This window comes from Microcystis aeruginosa NIES-2549 (assembly GCF_000981785.2).
Classification (GTDB): domain Bacteria; phylum Cyanobacteriota; class Cyanobacteriia; order Cyanobacteriales; family Microcystaceae; genus Microcystis; species Microcystis aeruginosa_C.
In genome coordinates this window covers 3,428,113-3,444,021 of the sequence record NZ_CP011304.1, presented here as the reverse complement: position 1 = coordinate 3,444,021, position 15,909 = coordinate 3,428,113, and the positions used below count along the sequence as shown (strand labels likewise).

The following is a 15,909-nucleotide window of genomic DNA, read 5'->3' as shown; positions in this document are numbered from 1 at the left end:
TCCTAAAACTAGGATTTTTCCATTTTGAATTTACCGCCCTTGGCCGGATCCGTCCAGTCACAGGCAAAGCCCTTAGTTTCGGGGACAAATTGGTTCCAAGGTTGCGGATCCACTACCCCCGGAGTTGACCAAACGATGTCAAATAGACCATCATCTCTCACCTGACCAATGCGGACGGTTTTGGAGATATGATGATTAGGGAACATTTGCACCGGTCCTTCGGGAGCATCGAATTTTTGTCCCACGGCGGCGGCGCGAACTTTGTCAAGATCATCGGCGGTTCCCGCTTGTTCCACCGCTTGCTTCCAGAGATAGACCATGATGTAGGCCGCCTCCATGGGGTCGTTAGTGACGCGCTCCTGACCGAATTTAGCTCGAAAAGCCTCAACAAATTTCTTGTTAGCGGGGGTATCTACGGTTTGGAAATAGTTCCAAGAGGCGTATTGACCGAGGAGATATTCCTTACCGATTTGTTTAACTTCTTCCTCGGCAACACTCACCGACATGACCGGATATTTATCGGGAGTTAAACCGGCCGCTTGCAGTTGTTTAAAGAAAGCCACGTTACTGTCACCGTTGAGGGTGTTGAAAATAACGCCACCATCGGGTAAAGCTTGCTTAATTTTGGTGATAATCGGGGTAACTTCCGTGTTACCTAGGGGTAGGTAGTCTTCGCCCACGGTTTCGCCACCTTTCGCCTTTAACTGCTCTTTAATAATCGTGTTGGCAGTGCGGGGAAAAACGTAGTCGGAACCGACGAGGAAGAATTTTTTCCCTTTATTTTCCAGCAACCAAGTCACTGCTGGCTCGATCTGTTGGTTGGGGGCAGCACCGGTGTAGAAGATATTTCTAGAACACTCTTGACCCTCGTACTGGACAGGATACCAGAGCATATGGTTTTTGGCTTCAAACACGGGTAAAACCGCCTTACGACTGGCGGAAGTCCAACAACCGAAGACAGTCGCAACTTTGTCCTGATCGATCAGTTTGGTGGCTTTTTCGGCAAAAGTTGGCCAATCGGAAGCGCCATCTTCCACCACTGCCTCGATCTGTTTACCAAGAACACCACCGGCGGCATTGATTTCCTCGATCGCCAGTTTTTCCGCATCAACTACGCTGGTTTCACTGATGGCCATGGTGCCACTGAGGGAGTGCAGAATACCCACCTTAATTGTCTCTCCAGAAGCTGGGGCGGGACTAGCAGCCGGGCTAGGACTAGCCGTGGGGGTTTGGCTTTGATTGCCACCGCAAGCTTTTAACAGAATACTGGTTCCCAAAGCGGCAGAACCGTACAGGAGAAATTTACGTCGTCCTAAATTTGACATGATGATCTTGAACTAACCTCGCTGACAATATTAGCTACTTCACACGGACGTTTTTGCTGAGGAGATTTTCGGGAATCTTTCTACAAATATCTGTGTGATATTACGGCTAGGTTAGCAGATTTTTTGTGATTTTCGCTACTTTTTGGATATTTTTTGTAATTTTTGCTACTTTTTTCCAAAAAATTAATTATTTTTTCTGGAATTTGCCTCAGTTTTTTAGCTATCAGGAGTCGGGAGACAGGAGGCAGGAGTCGGGAGACAGGAGGCAGGAGATAGGAGATTATTTCTATTTATTCTTCCGACACCCCACACCCCACACCCTACACCCCACACCCTACACCCCACACCCCACACCCCACACCCCACACCCCACACCCCACACCCTGCCCCCACCGAAAAGCTTTTTGCCGCAAACCCAATTATCAATCCGAATCTGGCCAAAGCAGCCGGACAGCAAGCAGCGCAAAACCAATGGCCGCTATCGCTTTTAATATCTTAGCGGGGAATAATTGCGCTATACTGCCGCCCGCAAGGACTCCTAAGAAACTGGTGCAGATTAAGGCGGTAATTGAGCCAAAAAAGACAGCTTTAGGTGATTTGGAACTGCCACCGAGAGCGATCGCTACTAATTGACTTTTATCGCCGATTTCTGCCAAAAAAACCGTGATAAATGTCAGTCCGAATAATTGCCAATTCATAAATTCTAGGGAGATGGGAAGCTTTTTCCAGTGAACAGTGAACAGTAAACAGTAAACAGTCACACTGATCACTGATTGATTAGAGAATATCGCCGATGAGTAAACCAGTGATCAAAAGGAGAAGAATAGCGACACCGATATCTAAAGTTTTCGGGGAAAGACGACGCGCAATCCAATAACCAATCAGGACACCGAGGAGACTGGTAGCGATTAAAGCGCTGGCTGCCCCGGCAAAAACCACCCAGGGGGATTGGGATTCGGCACTGATCAGAAGGGTGGCTAATTGGGTTTTATCGCCGATTTCAGCAAAAAATATGGTTAGGAAGGTGGAACTAAACACCGTCCAAAAACTCCAAGAAGGTGGCTGATCTGGCTTTTTTTCGGTTGAGGCGATCGATTTGCTATCAGTCATCGGCTAAGGAAATAATTTTCATACTTTTTTCATTTTAGCCCGACCGGTTTTCTGGCGATAGTTTCTGCTGTTGATTACGCTGTCTCCTTCCCCAATAGTTAAAAAACCCTAGTCGATCGAGGTAGAGTTTCCATCCTAGAGTTTAATAATTATTAGACTAGGACGAGCGCAAATTGCTTGGAGGTATAGCCCCTATGGCCAGTGAAAGTGTTGTACAGGACAGAGATTATACTCTGATTATTGACAAAAGTGGCAGTATGTCCACTGCTGATAAACCCAGTGAGAAAACCCGTTGGCAAATTGCCCAAGAATCCACCCTCGCCTTGGCTAGAAAGTGCGAGGAAATCGATCCCGACGGCATCACTATCTATCTTTTCTCTGGACGTTTCCGACGCTATGATAATGTTACTTCCGATAAGGTGACACAAATTTATCAAGAAAATGAACCCATGGGAAGGACAGACCTAGCCGCTGTTCTCCAAGATGCCCTCAATAATTATTTTCAGCGCAAAACTGCTGGCAAAACTAAACCCAACGGAGAAACTATTCTGGTGATTACCGACGGAGAACCAGATGATCGCAAAGCGGTGATGCGTCAAATTATCGAAGCTTCTCGAAAACTCGATAGCGATCAAGAATTAGCCATTTCTCTGATTCAAGTGGGCCATGATCGACAAGCGACCGAATTTCTCAAAGCTTTAGACGATCAACTAGAATCGGCGGGGGCCAAATTCGATATCGTTGACACAATTACTATCGATGATATGGAAGATATGACCCTAGCGGAAGTTCTTCTCAACGCCATTACCGATTAATTTCTACCGGAGTAGGGGTGATATATCTTCACCCCTACTCAACGAGGATTTAACTGCTAGTCAGGGCGACAAATTTATCTTTTTCCTCATCGGATAATTGATCGGATTGTCCAGTGATTTGTTTGTAGATTTTGAGATATTCCAAAGCGGATTTATACCAACTAAAATCTTGAGTCATGGCCCGTTGCTGTAGTTTTTGCCAATCCTGTTTATAACGGAAACTTTCCCAAGTCCGGATCATACAGGTAAACAGGTCTAAAGGTTCATAGCGATCGAAACTAAATCCTGTTCCTCTTTCCTGAATTGGGTCGTGGAAAGATACCGTATCGACTAAACCACCAGTGCGGCGTACCATGGGAATGCAACCATAACGCATGGCCATTAATTGGGAGATGCCGCAGGGTTCAAAACGGGAAGGCATTAACAAAGCATCGGCCCCCCCATAGATGCGACGGGAAAGGGCATCACTATAGAGAAGATGCAGGGACATTCGCCCCCGGAAACGGGAAGTCATCTCCCATAGTTGGGTTTCATAATAGCGATCGCCTGTACCCAAAATAATCAATTGAGCATCGGTATAGGTGAGAAAGCGATCTAAAATTTGCATCACTAGATCAATACCTTTTTGTTCCACCAAACGCGTCACCATGCCCATGACAAAGGCATTTCTGCTGACCTGTAGCCCCACTTCTTCTTGCAGGGCAATTTTATTGGCCAGACGTTTTTCGATGGTTTCTGGGGTAAAATTCTGCTTAAGATAAACATCTTTAGCCGGGTTATACACCTCCGTATCGATGCCGTTGACAATCCCCACCAGATTGCCAGAAATATAGGACAATAATCCTTCTAAATTTTCGCCATAAATGGGGGTTTGTATTTGACGGGCATAGGTGGGAGAGACAGTCGTGACGCGATTGGCAAATTGAACCGCCGCAGCCATGGTATTATCGCCCTGCATATACCAAGGACACCAAGTCATTTTTTCTAATGCCTCCCGCCAAGGCCCCTGGTAGGCGAGATTATGGATAGTAAAAACCGTGCTAATATCGGGGTCTTGGTGCATCCAGACGGGAATCATGCCCGTATGCCAATCATGACAGTGAATAACTTGCGGTTTCCAGTAATTCCAGGCGAATTCCGCTGCACCATTGGCAAAAAGGGTAAATCTCCAGGCCTCATCTTCGCCTCCGTAGATACTACGTCCAGAGAAAGCTAGATGACCAAAGAGGTAGAGGGGAATATCCGTATCGGGTAAAACCGTTTCATAGACTGAAAAATCCTGAAACATGGCGAATCCTGACCAAATGGGTTCGGAAGGGATGTCCATTTTTTCCGCAAGAAAACCGTAGTAGGGTAGAAAAATCCGCACATCATGACCTAGCTGACGCAAGACTTTCGGTAATGCCCCAATTACGTCCCCCATTCCCCCAACTTTGGCAATTGGAGCGGCCTCGGCACCCACAAATAGAATTCGCATACTCTTCCCGCTTCACTTCACGATGACAAGAAATTTTAACAGATAAAACCCCCCTAGCAGGATTTGCAAGTAGGTTATTATCGGATTAGCCTAGATTTTTCTTTAACGAACCAGAGAGCCAACGAGGGCTATAATTAGCTTTTTTGGACATTATTGAGTTTTTTAGCCTTTTTTTACCGTCTTTTTAGCAATTTTTAGCTGATCAGCACTGGTTCTGTCTCTGTCAAAGTTAAATCCACTCCTCTTCATCCCCTTTGTTTACCTCCCGATCTTCGTTTTGATCTTGGGCGGGGGGTGTAATAATCCGATAATTGACATCGTACACTTGATCGGCCTTTTCCCCGCGAGTCTGTTTGGCTGTGCGGTAACTATAGGAATAAACCGAGCCAGTTTGAGAACTGTCACTAGGAGGCTTGACAAAATCAACTCTTTCCCCATCGCCTACCCTAGGCGAGAATTCTTCCCGATCCTGAATGGTGGTCGGTTTTTCGGCTTGCCCTGAGCTACGTCGAAGGGGGGGTGTATCAAAATTCCAATCATCACCGCTATCTCTTTCCCAATCGTTACTCGCTTGCCCTGAGCTACGTCGAAGGGGTGCAGAAGCAGCAGTATCTTGAATATAGGTAGGTCGGGGAGATGGGGGTGGGACTGTAGGATTATTCGCTATACGAGGGGAGGCTTTTGGGGCAGCCACAGGACGACCAAAACTATAGAGAAATTGCAGGGTTAAACCACTGATAATTCCCGCTAGGGTAAAAAGTAACACCCAGACCGCTAGGGGCAGTTTTACCGTCATAATACCGCCAAAAAAGACCAAAGTGATCGCCCCCAGATTCTGCCAGATCAGTAATCCGCCCACAGCGATCGCAAATAAGACCATAATCCAGCCCATTTTTACCTCCCTTGATTCAGTGATCAGTAAACAGTGACCAGTAAACAGTTATCAGTAAACAGTGATCAGTGATCAATCACTAAGGGACTTGCGTGGGAATAATATCCCAATCGATCGGAGGGCGCAAGCTTTGCGCCCCTACAGTAACGGATTTTGTCCACAATGTAGGGGCGAACTGCGTTCGCCCAAAAGGTACATTATCAAAGCGCAGGTCCCTAACCACTAACTAACCACGGGAGCATCTCAATCAGGTTTTTATGTCAAGCTATTTTGAAAGTCTTGCTAGAAACCAGTTTTATGGATAAGTATAATTACTCACTTGCATAAATGAGATGCTTTCCCACTAACCACTAACCACTGTCCACTATCAACTGATAACTTACCCACTGATAACTGATAACTGATAACTGATAACTGTTAATGTCCTTGCCAGCGATTAATGGCCACACAATCGATATCTAACTGATCGAGAGTACGAGCGATGACAAAATCGACCAAATCCTCGATCGATTGAGGATGGTGATACCATGCCGGTATTGCTGGCACAATTCTAACGCCCGCCTCGGCTAAAGTGGTTAAATTACGCAGATGAATTAAACTAAAAGGGGTTTCTCGCGGCACTAAAACCAATTTTCTGCCCTCCTTAATCTGCACATCGGCCGCTCTTTCTAGCAAATCGGAACTTAACCCCCCCGCTAATTTAGCCACTGTACTCATGCTACAGGGAATAATTACCATACCAAGGGTGCGATAGGAACCACTGGCGATCGTTGCCCCCACATCGCCCCAACGATGACAGCGTAATTTTCCCCCTTCCATCACCCCGCATTGGCTGCGCCAAAATTGTTCTTGCAGTTCCGGTTCTGGAGGCATCCGCGTCTGATCTTCCGCTTGCCAGACAGTGTAAGCTGATTTGGAAGCCACTAGATCGATCGTGTAGTCGGCTAAAAGTAGATATTTGAGAGTACGGACAGCATAAATCAGCCCTGATGCCCCTGTAACGCCCAAAATTAGCGGTTTAGATAATTCCTTCAAGCTCTAATTCCTCGATCAATTGTAATCCTCTCGGGTCGCCCACTTTTAATAAAGCACCTCTCGCATCTTCCTTGACACCTAAATCCTCATCTTCCACCAAGGCCTCGATCAAAGCATCGATCGCCGTGGCATAAATCACATTGAAGGGCAATTCTCGGCATAATTGACCGATCGACCAAGCGCAATTACTCCGCACGGCTGCGATTAAATCTCGGCGCAATCCTTCAATTAAAGGCGGCAACACGGTGATGATATCTTCATAATTGACCTTGGCAATCTGGGCCAAACTACTGGCAGCCCATAATCGCACCGCCGAAATATCAGTTTTAAGAGCATGAACCAAAGGCTCGATCGCTCTGTGATCGCCACAGTTACCCAGGGCCCAAACTACCCCTTTTCTGACGTAACCATTCCAATCCCTGGCCAGTAAATCGATTAAAGGCTCCACGGCGCTAAGACTGGGATTTCGTCCCAAAGCATAGGCGACACTAACACGCACTAGGGGACAGACATCGTTTAACATCTCCAGTAACGGGGCGATCGCTCTTTCGTCACGCAATTCACAAAAGGCGCGGGCCGCGATCATCCTCTCGCTCACATGAGCAGAAGTAAGCAATGAAAGCATTTCCTCGGGATCGGGGGGGATTTCCGCTGCTTGATCCGGATCGCTCCCATCGAGAGGATTATTTGAGGAGTTGCTAGAGTCTAGGATTTCATTGTCGTACATACTTGTTAGATTATCTTAATCCGTGACCGCTTACGTCAAGCCCAAAATCAAAAAGTAAGTAGTCGTGCAAAATTAATTTCCTAGTGAAGATAGGCAAGAGGCAACAGGCAACAGGCAAAAGAAAGAATCTGGCAATTCTCCCACCTAAAAACAAGGTCAGAAACTAAGTACATCAAAGCTTTTAGCTTACCAAATTAGGTTACACTTCATCTTGACGAGAAAGGCTGCAGGCTCTCTTATTCTTTGTGTGATAAGTTTAACTGATATAGTAGCGATCAATCTTTGTGTCTGGAGTGGTTCGTTCCAGTCGTTCGCCTGCAAGACTGTATCTTAGAATACATTTTACCTACCAAACCTAAGACAGTCAGCTGCATTTACAAAACCTAGCAGACCAGAAAGTAAATACAGGGCAAATTTTCGTGTTTTTCCGATGCCAAGACGCGGATTTGAACCGCGGACACGAGGATTTTCAGTCCTCTGCTCTACCAACTGAGCTATCTCGGCTTTTTTCAGTCCTTTCTTAATATAGCACGCCCTCGAAATAATTGCAAGGTTTTTTTCTAAAAAGTTTTCCGCTCGACTAGATTGGCAAGGTGAGGGTAAAAGTGGTGACAGCATTGGCACTGGTGACATCGATGGTAGCATTCAGGGGTTTAATCAGTTTGCAGACCAAAGCTAAACCTAAACCGGTGCCACTGTAGCGCCAGGGATCTTGGTTAGGAATGCGATAAAAAGGGGCGAATATTCTTGATAATTCCTCTGGAGCGATTTCTACTCCTGAATTGCTCACACTAATTAATATTTGCTCGTCCGCACGCCAGACATTTACCCTAATTATTCCCTGCTCTGGGGTATATTTAGACGCATTGGTCAGTAATTCCGCTATGATGCGCTCGATATGACACAGACTGGTGTTAATCTCCGGTATATCCCCATCTATATCTAAAATTAACTGCTGTTGTCGCTCGCGGGTGAGATGACGAAAAGGTTCCACTAATAAGGGTAGCCAAGAAAGTAAGTCGATCGCTTCGATCGCTGGGGGTTCGCTTTCCGCATCCAGATAGGTTAAAGTCAACAGATCATTAACTAACTTGCTCTGACGTTGAGATTCAATGTTAAGAATTTGCAACAGTTGACCGATCGAATCCTCTGGATCGATCTCGATCCCTCGATATTCTAGGAGACTTTCTAGGGTTTCCACCGCTAGACGAATGCTGGTAATCGGGGTTCGCAGTTCATGGGAAAGGGTTTTCAGGAATTCGCTTTTTAATCTTTCCAGTTTTTCTAATTCCCTCACTTGTGCTTGGGAAGATTCGTAAAGTCGCGCTTGTCGAATAGCGATCGCACATTCGGTGGCAATATGTTGAATCAAATTAGTTTCTAAGGAGTTAAAAATATGATTAGCTGGTCGAATTAGCCAAAGATTGCCCAAAAAACCCTGATCGTCAAAGATAGCACAAGCACAACGGTTAACACGACCAATTTGCGGATTGCCAAGAGGAAGACGATCAACAAACTGTAAAATTTGTTTGTGCAGCAGCGGTTGATAGATTTCGGGAAAATCGCTAATTTGACGGGTAATTCCCTGACAGATAAGCTCTTGAGTGGTATATTCGTGGACAATAGTAGCTTTGCTGCGACTGGGATCATAAAGCTCAATCTGGGCCCTTTCTACGGGTAAAACCTGCACTAATTCCCTGGTGGTAGTTTGCAGAATATGATTTTCATCGAGACTATCGCGAATTTTTTCGGTAATCCGTCCGATTAATGCTTCATACTTCAAAGTCATCTGCAATTCGGCGGTTCTTTGCTGAACCTCCGATTCTAGAGCAGTATTCAAGCATTTTACCCGTTGGTGTAGTTCCGCTTGTTGAATGGCAATTCCCACTTGAATGGCTAATTGTTTGAGCAGATCGATTTCTTGGGATTGCCAAGAGCGAGTTTTTTGGCAGTTTTGGGCAATTAGTAACCCCCAGAGTTGGTTATCGCAGATAATTGGCACCACCAAGTTAGCCTGTACTTGCAAAGAGGTGAGTAAGCTGCGATAACAGGGATCAAGTCCCGAATTATGAACATTTTCAATAACTTGAATTCTCCCGCGACGATAATTTTCCAGACGTTCTGAGGATAAATTAAAACAGGGATCCTGGATCCTGTTTCCTAAGACAGAATTAATCCTCGCAGCATGGGATTCCACCACAATCATGCCACTATGATCGGGGAATAAACGATAAATTAACACTCGATCGCAGTTAAGAAATTGTCTTACCTCTTTAACAGTTCTTTGCAAAATGCGATCAAGATCCAACGATTGCCGGATTCTTTCCTGCATTACCCCCAATAGTTGTTCCCGTTCTGCTTGTAATCTTAAAGCTTCTTCCGCCTGTTTGCGTTCGGTGATATTGGTACTGGTTCCCACTAAACGATAGATGCACCCATTGTCATCCCGTAGGGGTGTTAAAGTCGTTAGCCACCAGTAGGGTATATTTTGAAAAGGTAAATACTGTTCGTAGGAAATAGTCGTTCCGTAACGTACACAATCACTGTAGTGTTGCCGCACACTACGCGCATCATCGGGGGGAAGGATTTGTTCGGGAGTTTTGCCTTTAATATCTGATGAGCGCAATCCTGTCCAGCATTCATGAACGGGGTTTGCACCCACATAGCGAAAATCTCTATTTTCCAGCACGTCCACCACAAAAATCGACGCTTGCACGGAATTAAATATACTACGCAGAAACTGCTCGGAATCCTCCTCTTTTAGCTGTGCATCCAACTCGGTATCGATTGCTGATGGCTGCTTTTCCATAAGAGCCTCCCCTTGTGCTAATTGGTGGATGTGGATCGATAATCACAAAATCGTCGGCTACTCCTAGAGCGATTTAATTATTTCTTAAGATCCTCGCACAATTTTTCCTATCCGCTGCCGATTCCGATATATTTCTTTGCAAAAACGAGAAAGCAACCCCAAGATACTGAGATCAGTTATCAGTTATCAGTTATCAGGTTTAAGTTTTAAGTTTTAAGTTTTAAGTTAAGCAGCTAGATACAATTAATTAAACATATCTAACTACCTCTTCCATAAGTGCATGAGTGCCTATCCTCACCAAGAAGTTAATTTTGTTCTATTACTTATCAGAGTTTAATTACAGCGTTTCTCATCAAGATGAAGCATAACCTAACTTGGTATCGACGACCGGCTCTCCAAAAGGAGAACCTCCTACCCCACCATTAGGATAACTGTTTTAATTAGCCAATTATTTTCAGTGATCACTGTTCACTGATTACTGATTACTGATCACTGAATTTAGGCTTCTTGGTTGACAAAAGGCAATAAAGCCATTAAACGGGCCCGTTTCACCGCTTCAGTTAAATCTCGCTGTTGTTTAGAAGTTAAACCGGTGATACGTCTAGGCAAAATTTTGCCGCGTTCGGTGATGAATTTGCGGAGGAGTTCGGTGTCTTTGTAGTCAATCGGTTGACTGGGGGAGATGGGAGAAAGACGTTTACGATAGTAGCTCATAGATTTGTAAAGATTGCTTGACTTTTTAACTAAAGTGTGTTTACTTAATTTCCTTGTGGACGGTGTGCTTATTGCAGTGGGGACAGTATTTCTTGATTTCCAGTCTGCCGGTGGTATTGCGACGGTTTTTGCTGGTGGTGTAGCGAGAAACGCCGGGGGTACGCTTATCGGGATTACTGCGGCATTCCGTGCATTCTACAGTGATGATCAGGCGAACGCCTTTTTTACTAGCCATAACAACAGGGGATCGGGTAAATTTACACGCAATCGATCATTATGACATATCTGGGGCTTTTTAGGCAAGAGCGGCCGGGACGAACCAGGGGAATTGTCGGCTAAAAAGTTGAGTTTGGGATGAAATCCAGCACAAAAAAGCTAGAATAATCACAGCAGTTGGCGAGGATGAGGAAAATGACGGTAAGATTGGGTAAACCGATTTTAGTGACGGGGATAGGCATTACCATCGCTTTCACCCTGGGGGAAACTCTCAATAGTACACTGAGCGAAGTCGGTTCCTGGGGTATTTTAGGTGCGATTGCTCTTGGTGCCGGTATCTGGTTTTGGCAAAAACCCAACGCGAAAATCGATTTTTCCCCCCCCACTCCCCTGAGTCTAGAAAAGGTTAAACAAGCGATTAGCAAGGCCGAGAAGATAATTAATTATCTGGCCAAAGAAGACCCCGATCAAGACTTAACCCCCCTCAAAACCACTTTAACCCAATTAAACCAAGAATTTAGTCGCCAAGACCTGAAAATCGCCATTACTGGTGCTAGAAAAACTGGTAAAACTGCCTTAAAAAAACTACTAGAAAGCGGCAACTTTGGGGAATCTATCGCTTTTCTGGAAACGGAACCGCTTCTAACTCTCGACTCCACCGCTAACCAGCAAAAGTCCCTAGCATCCGACTTAGTTTTGTATCTGATCAATGGGGATTTAACCGATTCCGAATGGCAAATCCTCCAGCAATTCGATCGAATGCACCAGCGTGTTATTCTGTTACTGAATAAACAGGATCGTTTACCCGCCGAAACCAGAGAAGAAATACTCCTTTCCCTGAAACAAAGACTAAAAGAAACTATTCCTGCTCATCATATTTTAGCCATAGCCGCTGCCCCTGAACCCCTAAAAGTTCGTCAACATCAAAGCAATGGAGAAATCAAGGAATGGACGGAACCTCAAACCGTGGTCATCGCTCCTTTAGATAATCATCTCCGAAAAATTATCGAACAAGAAAAGCAACAATTAGTTCTGGGAACTATCTGGAGACAAGCGCTCGAATTAGCCAAGGAAACCAAACAATTACTCAATCAATCCCGACGCAAAAAGGCTTTACCTGTTATCGAACAATACCAATGGATAGCCGCTACTGCCACTTTTGCTAATCCCCTAGCGGCCCTAGATTTAGTTTTAGCGGCAGCTACTAACGCTCAAATGTTAGTGGATTTAGGGGCAATTTATCAACAAAAAATGTCCCTTGAACAAGCAAAAACAGCCATGACTACCCTAGGGAAAATGATGGTACAATTGGGCATGGTAGAGGTAACAACCCAGGCATTAGGAACGATTCTCAAGGGAAATGCGATTACTTATATTGCCGGTGGTACAGTGCAGGGAATCGGGGCAGCCTATCTAACTCGTTTAGCAGGTTTAAGTTTAATTGAATATTTCCAAGAACAGGAAATTAACGAGCAACTGAATAATGATTGGAATTGGACGAGTTTGCAGAATAAAGTTAAACAGGTCTGGGAACAAAATCAGCGCCTAGCATTTTTACAGGATTTTGTCAAGCAAACGAGCGCTCGTTGGTCGGCATTTTCTGGTTAAAAAATCTAGTTAAGAACTGGGAAAAGGTAAATGCTGACGCAGCACATCCCAGCGCGAACAATCCCAATAATCAATATGAGAAATAATCAGATTATTGTCATCGAGAGTTAATTGGCTGCGTCCAGAAATAGCGATACGAGGCCGCCAAGGTAAAGGAGTTGTCCAGTGCAATGTCCAACGGGTATTAATAATATTTCCCTGCTGTTCAATTGCGTGGACATCCATCTTGATAGCTTGGAACCATTGACCCATAAAACCAATCATTTCCTGATAGCGTTTAATCCCCCGAAATTGATTGAGAGGGTCTTGAAAATAAACGTCATCAGCATAAATATCATAGGTTTGATCGAGGGGAAATCTTTGATAATCTTGCTGCAAAATAGCGATAATATCCATAAAATACCCAATTATTCCCGATAGCTATTGCCTTTTTTCACTGCTGAGGGGTCACTGTGAACTATTAAAAGATCACTCCCGTCAAACTAAAAGGACGGACTTCGGTAATTTTAACCTTAACAAATTTGCCGCGCAATTCCTCAATATTTCCCGTAAAGAAAGTTAAGCGATTACCTCCAGTTCTTCCCATAACTTGACTAGCATCTTTAGGGTTAACGTCTTCCACTAAAATTTCCTCAATTCTGCCTAAATATCTTTGGGAACGTTCGGCGGCTTTTGTGGCCACTAAATGATTTAATCTTTGTAAGCGATCGCTTTTTACCTGCTCACTTAATTGATTATCCCAAATAGCGGCCGGAGTGCCTGGACGGGGAGAATAGGCCGCCGTATTTAATTGATCAAAACCGATCTCATCGACTAATTTTAAAGTATTTTCGAACTGTGCCTCTGTTTCTCCGGGGAATCCGACAATCGCATCGGCACTAATGGCAGCATCCGGCATTAAATCGCGAATATTAGCAATAATTTGTCGGTATTTTTCCTGAGTATAGCCCCGTTTCATCGCCTTGAGGATATCATTATCCCCCGATTGAAAAGGGATATGAAAATGTTCACAAACTTTAGGTAATTCCTGACAAGCTTTAATCAAACGTTCGGTAAAATAGCGGGGGTGACTGGTGGCAAAACGGAGACGTTCAATGCCGGCCACATCGTGAATGTAGTAGAGTAAATCGGTGAAATTGTGCAGATGTCGGCCGCTTGCCGTCACTCCGGGTAAATCCCGTCCGTAGGCATCGATATTTTGACCTAAAAGGGTGATTTCTTTATACCCCTGTTGTCCTAATTGTTCCATTTCTGCTCGAATTGCCGCAGGAGTGCGAGATTGTTCCACCCCGCGCACCCCCGGAACCACACAATAGGTACAGCGTTCATTACAACCATAGATGACGTTTACCCAAGCGGTAATATTACTATCCCGGCGCGGTTTGGTGATATCTTCCATGATGTGGATGGGTTCGGTGGCTACCACCTGGGAACCGTCAAAAACTTGTTGTAATAAGTCTCCCAAACGGTTGGCGTGTTGGGGACCGATAATTAAATCCACTTCGGGAACCCGTCTTAATAATTGTTCCCCTTCCTGTTGGGCCACGCAGCCAGCGACCACTAGAGTAAGATCGGGTTGAGTTTGTTTGCGTTTAGCCTGTCTACCGAGATAGGAATATACCTTCTGTTCGGCATTATCGCGAATCGTACAGGTATTGTAGAGGATTAAATCGGCTTCGTTGGCATCCTCGGACCATTGAAACCCCAAATCTTCTAAAATACCCGCCATGCGTTCGGAGTCAGCTTTATTCATCTGACAACCAAAGGTGGTGATATGGTAACGACGTGGGGATTTATTCATGATGCTGGCTACAGAAACAAGAGTGCAGGTTTCTATTTTAGGCTATTTATTCTCTGACTTGAAAGAAGCGGTCGGCGGTCGGCAGGATTCAGTTATCAGTTATCAGTTATCAGTTCACTGAGAAAACACCCCACACCCCACACCCTACACCCTACACCCCACACCCTACACCCCACACCCTACACCCTACACCCCACACCCCACACCCCACACCCTACACCCCACACCCCAGAAAAAGCATACTCAGCTATACAAGCAAAGAAAAACGAAACTTTTGCTTTGAGGATATCTCCTGACTGGTAGGATAAAAATAAACCATAACTAGGCAGTTTAACCTCCACGCCGCCGAGGCCACACCTTTAATCATCAAAGGAAAAGTATTTATATGTCTAAAAATCAAGTGTTCGACTTCTTCGCCTTAGCCGCTAAAAACGAAGAATTGGGTCAAAAAATGCGCTCAACCCAAGATCCTCAGCAATTACTAGAGATAGCTCGCTCCCAAGGCTTCGATTTCTCCCGTCCTGAATTAGAAGCGGCACTTAAATCCTTGCACGAGAGTCCCGACTTTTTCCAAAAGTTAGCTCATGCAGTGTTAGAAGTTTTCAGCCCTAACCACGATAATTATCCCTCGATCGGTGTTCAACCCTACGAAGGCGAGATCGATCGCTAGAATCAGTCATCAGTTACCAGTGATCAGCGATCAGATGTGAGTTTTCACTTCACTGTTTACTGGACGGCTACGCCGTGCCTTTGGCAACACTGAAAAAGGCTCCCCCTCTCCCCAATTCATAGGGAGCATCCCACTAAGCATTTCGCATCTAAGTACAATTGCTTATGGCAAAATTGGGATGCTTCCAATTCATAATTCATAATTTATAATTTATAATTCCCACTCCCCTCATCCCTCTTCCCAAACCCAGCCGTATATAGTATAAAAAAATTATAAAAAAGCCTAAATCAGCGAAAAATAGGCTTTTATCTGCCAATAAATCTGGCAAAGACAAGCAAGCCGCCAAGAGAGAAGTTAAAGCGAAAATCCGCTCTTAGCAAGGGTTTTCGATGTAAATCTCCCGATAATTGCTGAGGCTGATGGGCGAAAGGAAGGAATGATTAACTTTCGTTAACCTGAAGATGAGAAATAATCATAATGTTTTATATTGTCAAAGGTGTCATAGTTTCCTATGCTTTTTTTAGGTTGATAATTTTGCCTGACTCGTCAAATTTTTACCAACCAGCCCTAGAAAATAAAATTAGTGGATGAAAACGGTCACGATCGAGATAAAATTCAGGATGGTCTTACCCACCTTGCCACGATCCCGACTGCCACCAAAGCTAGAGCAGGAAAAGTAACAAGGAAAGAATTTGACTGAAACAAAGTTG

The 15,909-nt window shown here is 44.8% G+C and carries 15 protein-coding genes and 1 tRNA gene; 3 read left to right on the top strand and 13 right to left on the bottom strand.

Annotated features, from left to right (window positions below; genetic code table 11):
- Positions 1–8: 8 nt before the first annotated feature.
- From urtA to myaer_RS16975, 3 genes are all read right to left on the bottom strand, one after another.
- Positions 9–1,325 carry an urea ABC transporter substrate-binding protein gene (gene urtA / locus myaer_RS16985; protein ID WP_046662946.1) on the bottom strand — a complete coding sequence of 439 codons (1,317 nt, stop codon included), beginning with the start codon at positions 1,323–1,325 and terminating at the stop codon, positions 9–11.
- A gap of 422 nt (positions 1,326–1,747) precedes the next feature.
- Positions 1,748–2,023 (bottom strand): TMEM165/GDT1 family protein, encoded by a 276-nt coding sequence (locus tag myaer_RS16980; RefSeq protein WP_046662945.1) that lies wholly within the window; start codon positions 2,021–2,023, stop codon positions 1,748–1,750.
- A 79-nt stretch (positions 2,024–2,102) separates the two neighbouring features.
- A complete protein-coding gene (locus myaer_RS16975; protein ID WP_002782757.1) occupies positions 2,103–2,435 on the bottom strand; it encodes a TMEM165/GDT1 family protein in 333 nt (110 codons plus the stop codon).
- Between the two features lie 194 nt (positions 2,436–2,629).
- Between myaer_RS16975 and myaer_RS16970 the strand changes: the two genes are divergently transcribed.
- A complete protein-coding gene (locus myaer_RS16970; protein WP_046662944.1) occupies positions 2,630–3,250 on the top strand; it encodes a vWA domain-containing protein in 621 nt (206 codons plus the stop codon).
- 49 nt (positions 3,251–3,299) lie between these two features.
- Here myaer_RS16970 and glgA read toward each other — a convergent pair whose 3' ends face one another.
- From glgA to rpmG, 8 genes are all read right to left on the bottom strand, one after another.
- Positions 3,300–4,727 carry a glycogen synthase GlgA gene (gene glgA, locus myaer_RS16965; RefSeq protein WP_002800735.1) on the bottom strand — a complete coding sequence of 476 codons (1,428 nt, stop codon included), beginning with the start codon at positions 4,725–4,727 and terminating at the stop codon, positions 3,300–3,302.
- 229 nt (positions 4,728–4,956) lie between these two features.
- Complete coding sequence (locus tag myaer_RS16960) at positions 4,957–5,619, bottom strand: hypothetical protein (protein ID WP_046662943.1); 663 nt, start codon at positions 5,617–5,619, stop codon at positions 4,957–4,959.
- Positions 5,620–6,036: 417 nt separating this feature from the next.
- Positions 6,037–6,654: a flavin prenyltransferase UbiX gene (locus myaer_RS16955; RefSeq protein WP_008202451.1), complete on the bottom strand. Its 618-nt coding sequence runs from the start codon at positions 6,652–6,654 to the stop codon at positions 6,037–6,039.
- Complete coding sequence (locus myaer_RS16950; protein WP_046662942.1) at positions 6,638–7,381, bottom strand: HEAT repeat domain-containing protein; 744 nt, start codon at positions 7,379–7,381, stop codon at positions 6,638–6,640. The genes myaer_RS16955 and myaer_RS16950 overlap by 17 nt, the downstream gene beginning before the upstream one ends.
- Positions 7,382–7,812: 431 nt before the next feature.
- A tRNA-Phe gene (locus tag myaer_RS16945) sits at positions 7,813–7,885 on the bottom strand.
- A gap of 76 nt (positions 7,886–7,961) precedes the next feature.
- Positions 7,962–10,190: a GAF domain-containing protein gene (locus myaer_RS16940; RefSeq protein WP_046662941.1), complete on the bottom strand. Its 2,229-nt coding sequence runs from the start codon at positions 10,188–10,190 to the stop codon at positions 7,962–7,964.
- Between the two features lie 498 nt (positions 10,191–10,688).
- Positions 10,689–10,904, bottom strand: a complete 216-nt coding sequence (rpsR, locus tag myaer_RS16935; protein WP_002770735.1) for a 30S ribosomal protein S18 — start codon at positions 10,902–10,904, stop codon at positions 10,689–10,691.
- 40 nt (positions 10,905–10,944) lie between these two features.
- Positions 10,945–11,139, bottom strand: coding sequence for a 50S ribosomal protein L33 (rpmG, locus tag myaer_RS16930; protein WP_002734724.1), 195 nt, complete (start codon positions 11,137–11,139; stop codon positions 10,945–10,947).
- 176 nt (positions 11,140–11,315) lie between these two features.
- On the opposite strand from rpmG, the gene myaer_RS16925 reads away from it, so the two are divergent.
- Positions 11,316–12,728 (top strand): DUF697 domain-containing protein, encoded by a 1,413-nt coding sequence (locus tag myaer_RS16925; RefSeq protein ID WP_046662940.1) that lies wholly within the window; start codon positions 11,316–11,318, stop codon positions 12,726–12,728.
- A gap of 9 nt (positions 12,729–12,737) precedes the next feature.
- Here myaer_RS16925 and myaer_RS16920 read toward each other — a convergent pair whose 3' ends face one another.
- The gene (locus myaer_RS16920; RefSeq protein ID WP_046662939.1) at positions 12,738–13,124 is read right to left on the bottom strand and encodes a DUF2358 domain-containing protein; all 387 of its coding nucleotides are present in this window, start codon (positions 13,122–13,124) and stop codon (positions 12,738–12,740) included.
- 64 nt (positions 13,125–13,188) lie between these two features.
- On the bottom strand, positions 13,189–14,529 hold the full coding sequence (gene miaB, locus myaer_RS16915; protein WP_046662938.1) for a tRNA (N6-isopentenyl adenosine(37)-C2)-methylthiotransferase MiaB: 1,341 nt from the start codon (positions 14,527–14,529) through the stop codon (positions 13,189–13,191).
- A gap of 385 nt (positions 14,530–14,914) precedes the next feature.
- Between miaB and myaer_RS16905 the strand changes: the two genes are divergently transcribed.
- A complete protein-coding gene (locus myaer_RS16905) occupies positions 14,915–15,199 on the top strand; it encodes a Nif11-like leader peptide family natural product precursor (RefSeq protein WP_002741693.1) in 285 nt (94 codons plus the stop codon).
- Positions 15,200–15,909: the final 710 nt, after the last annotated feature.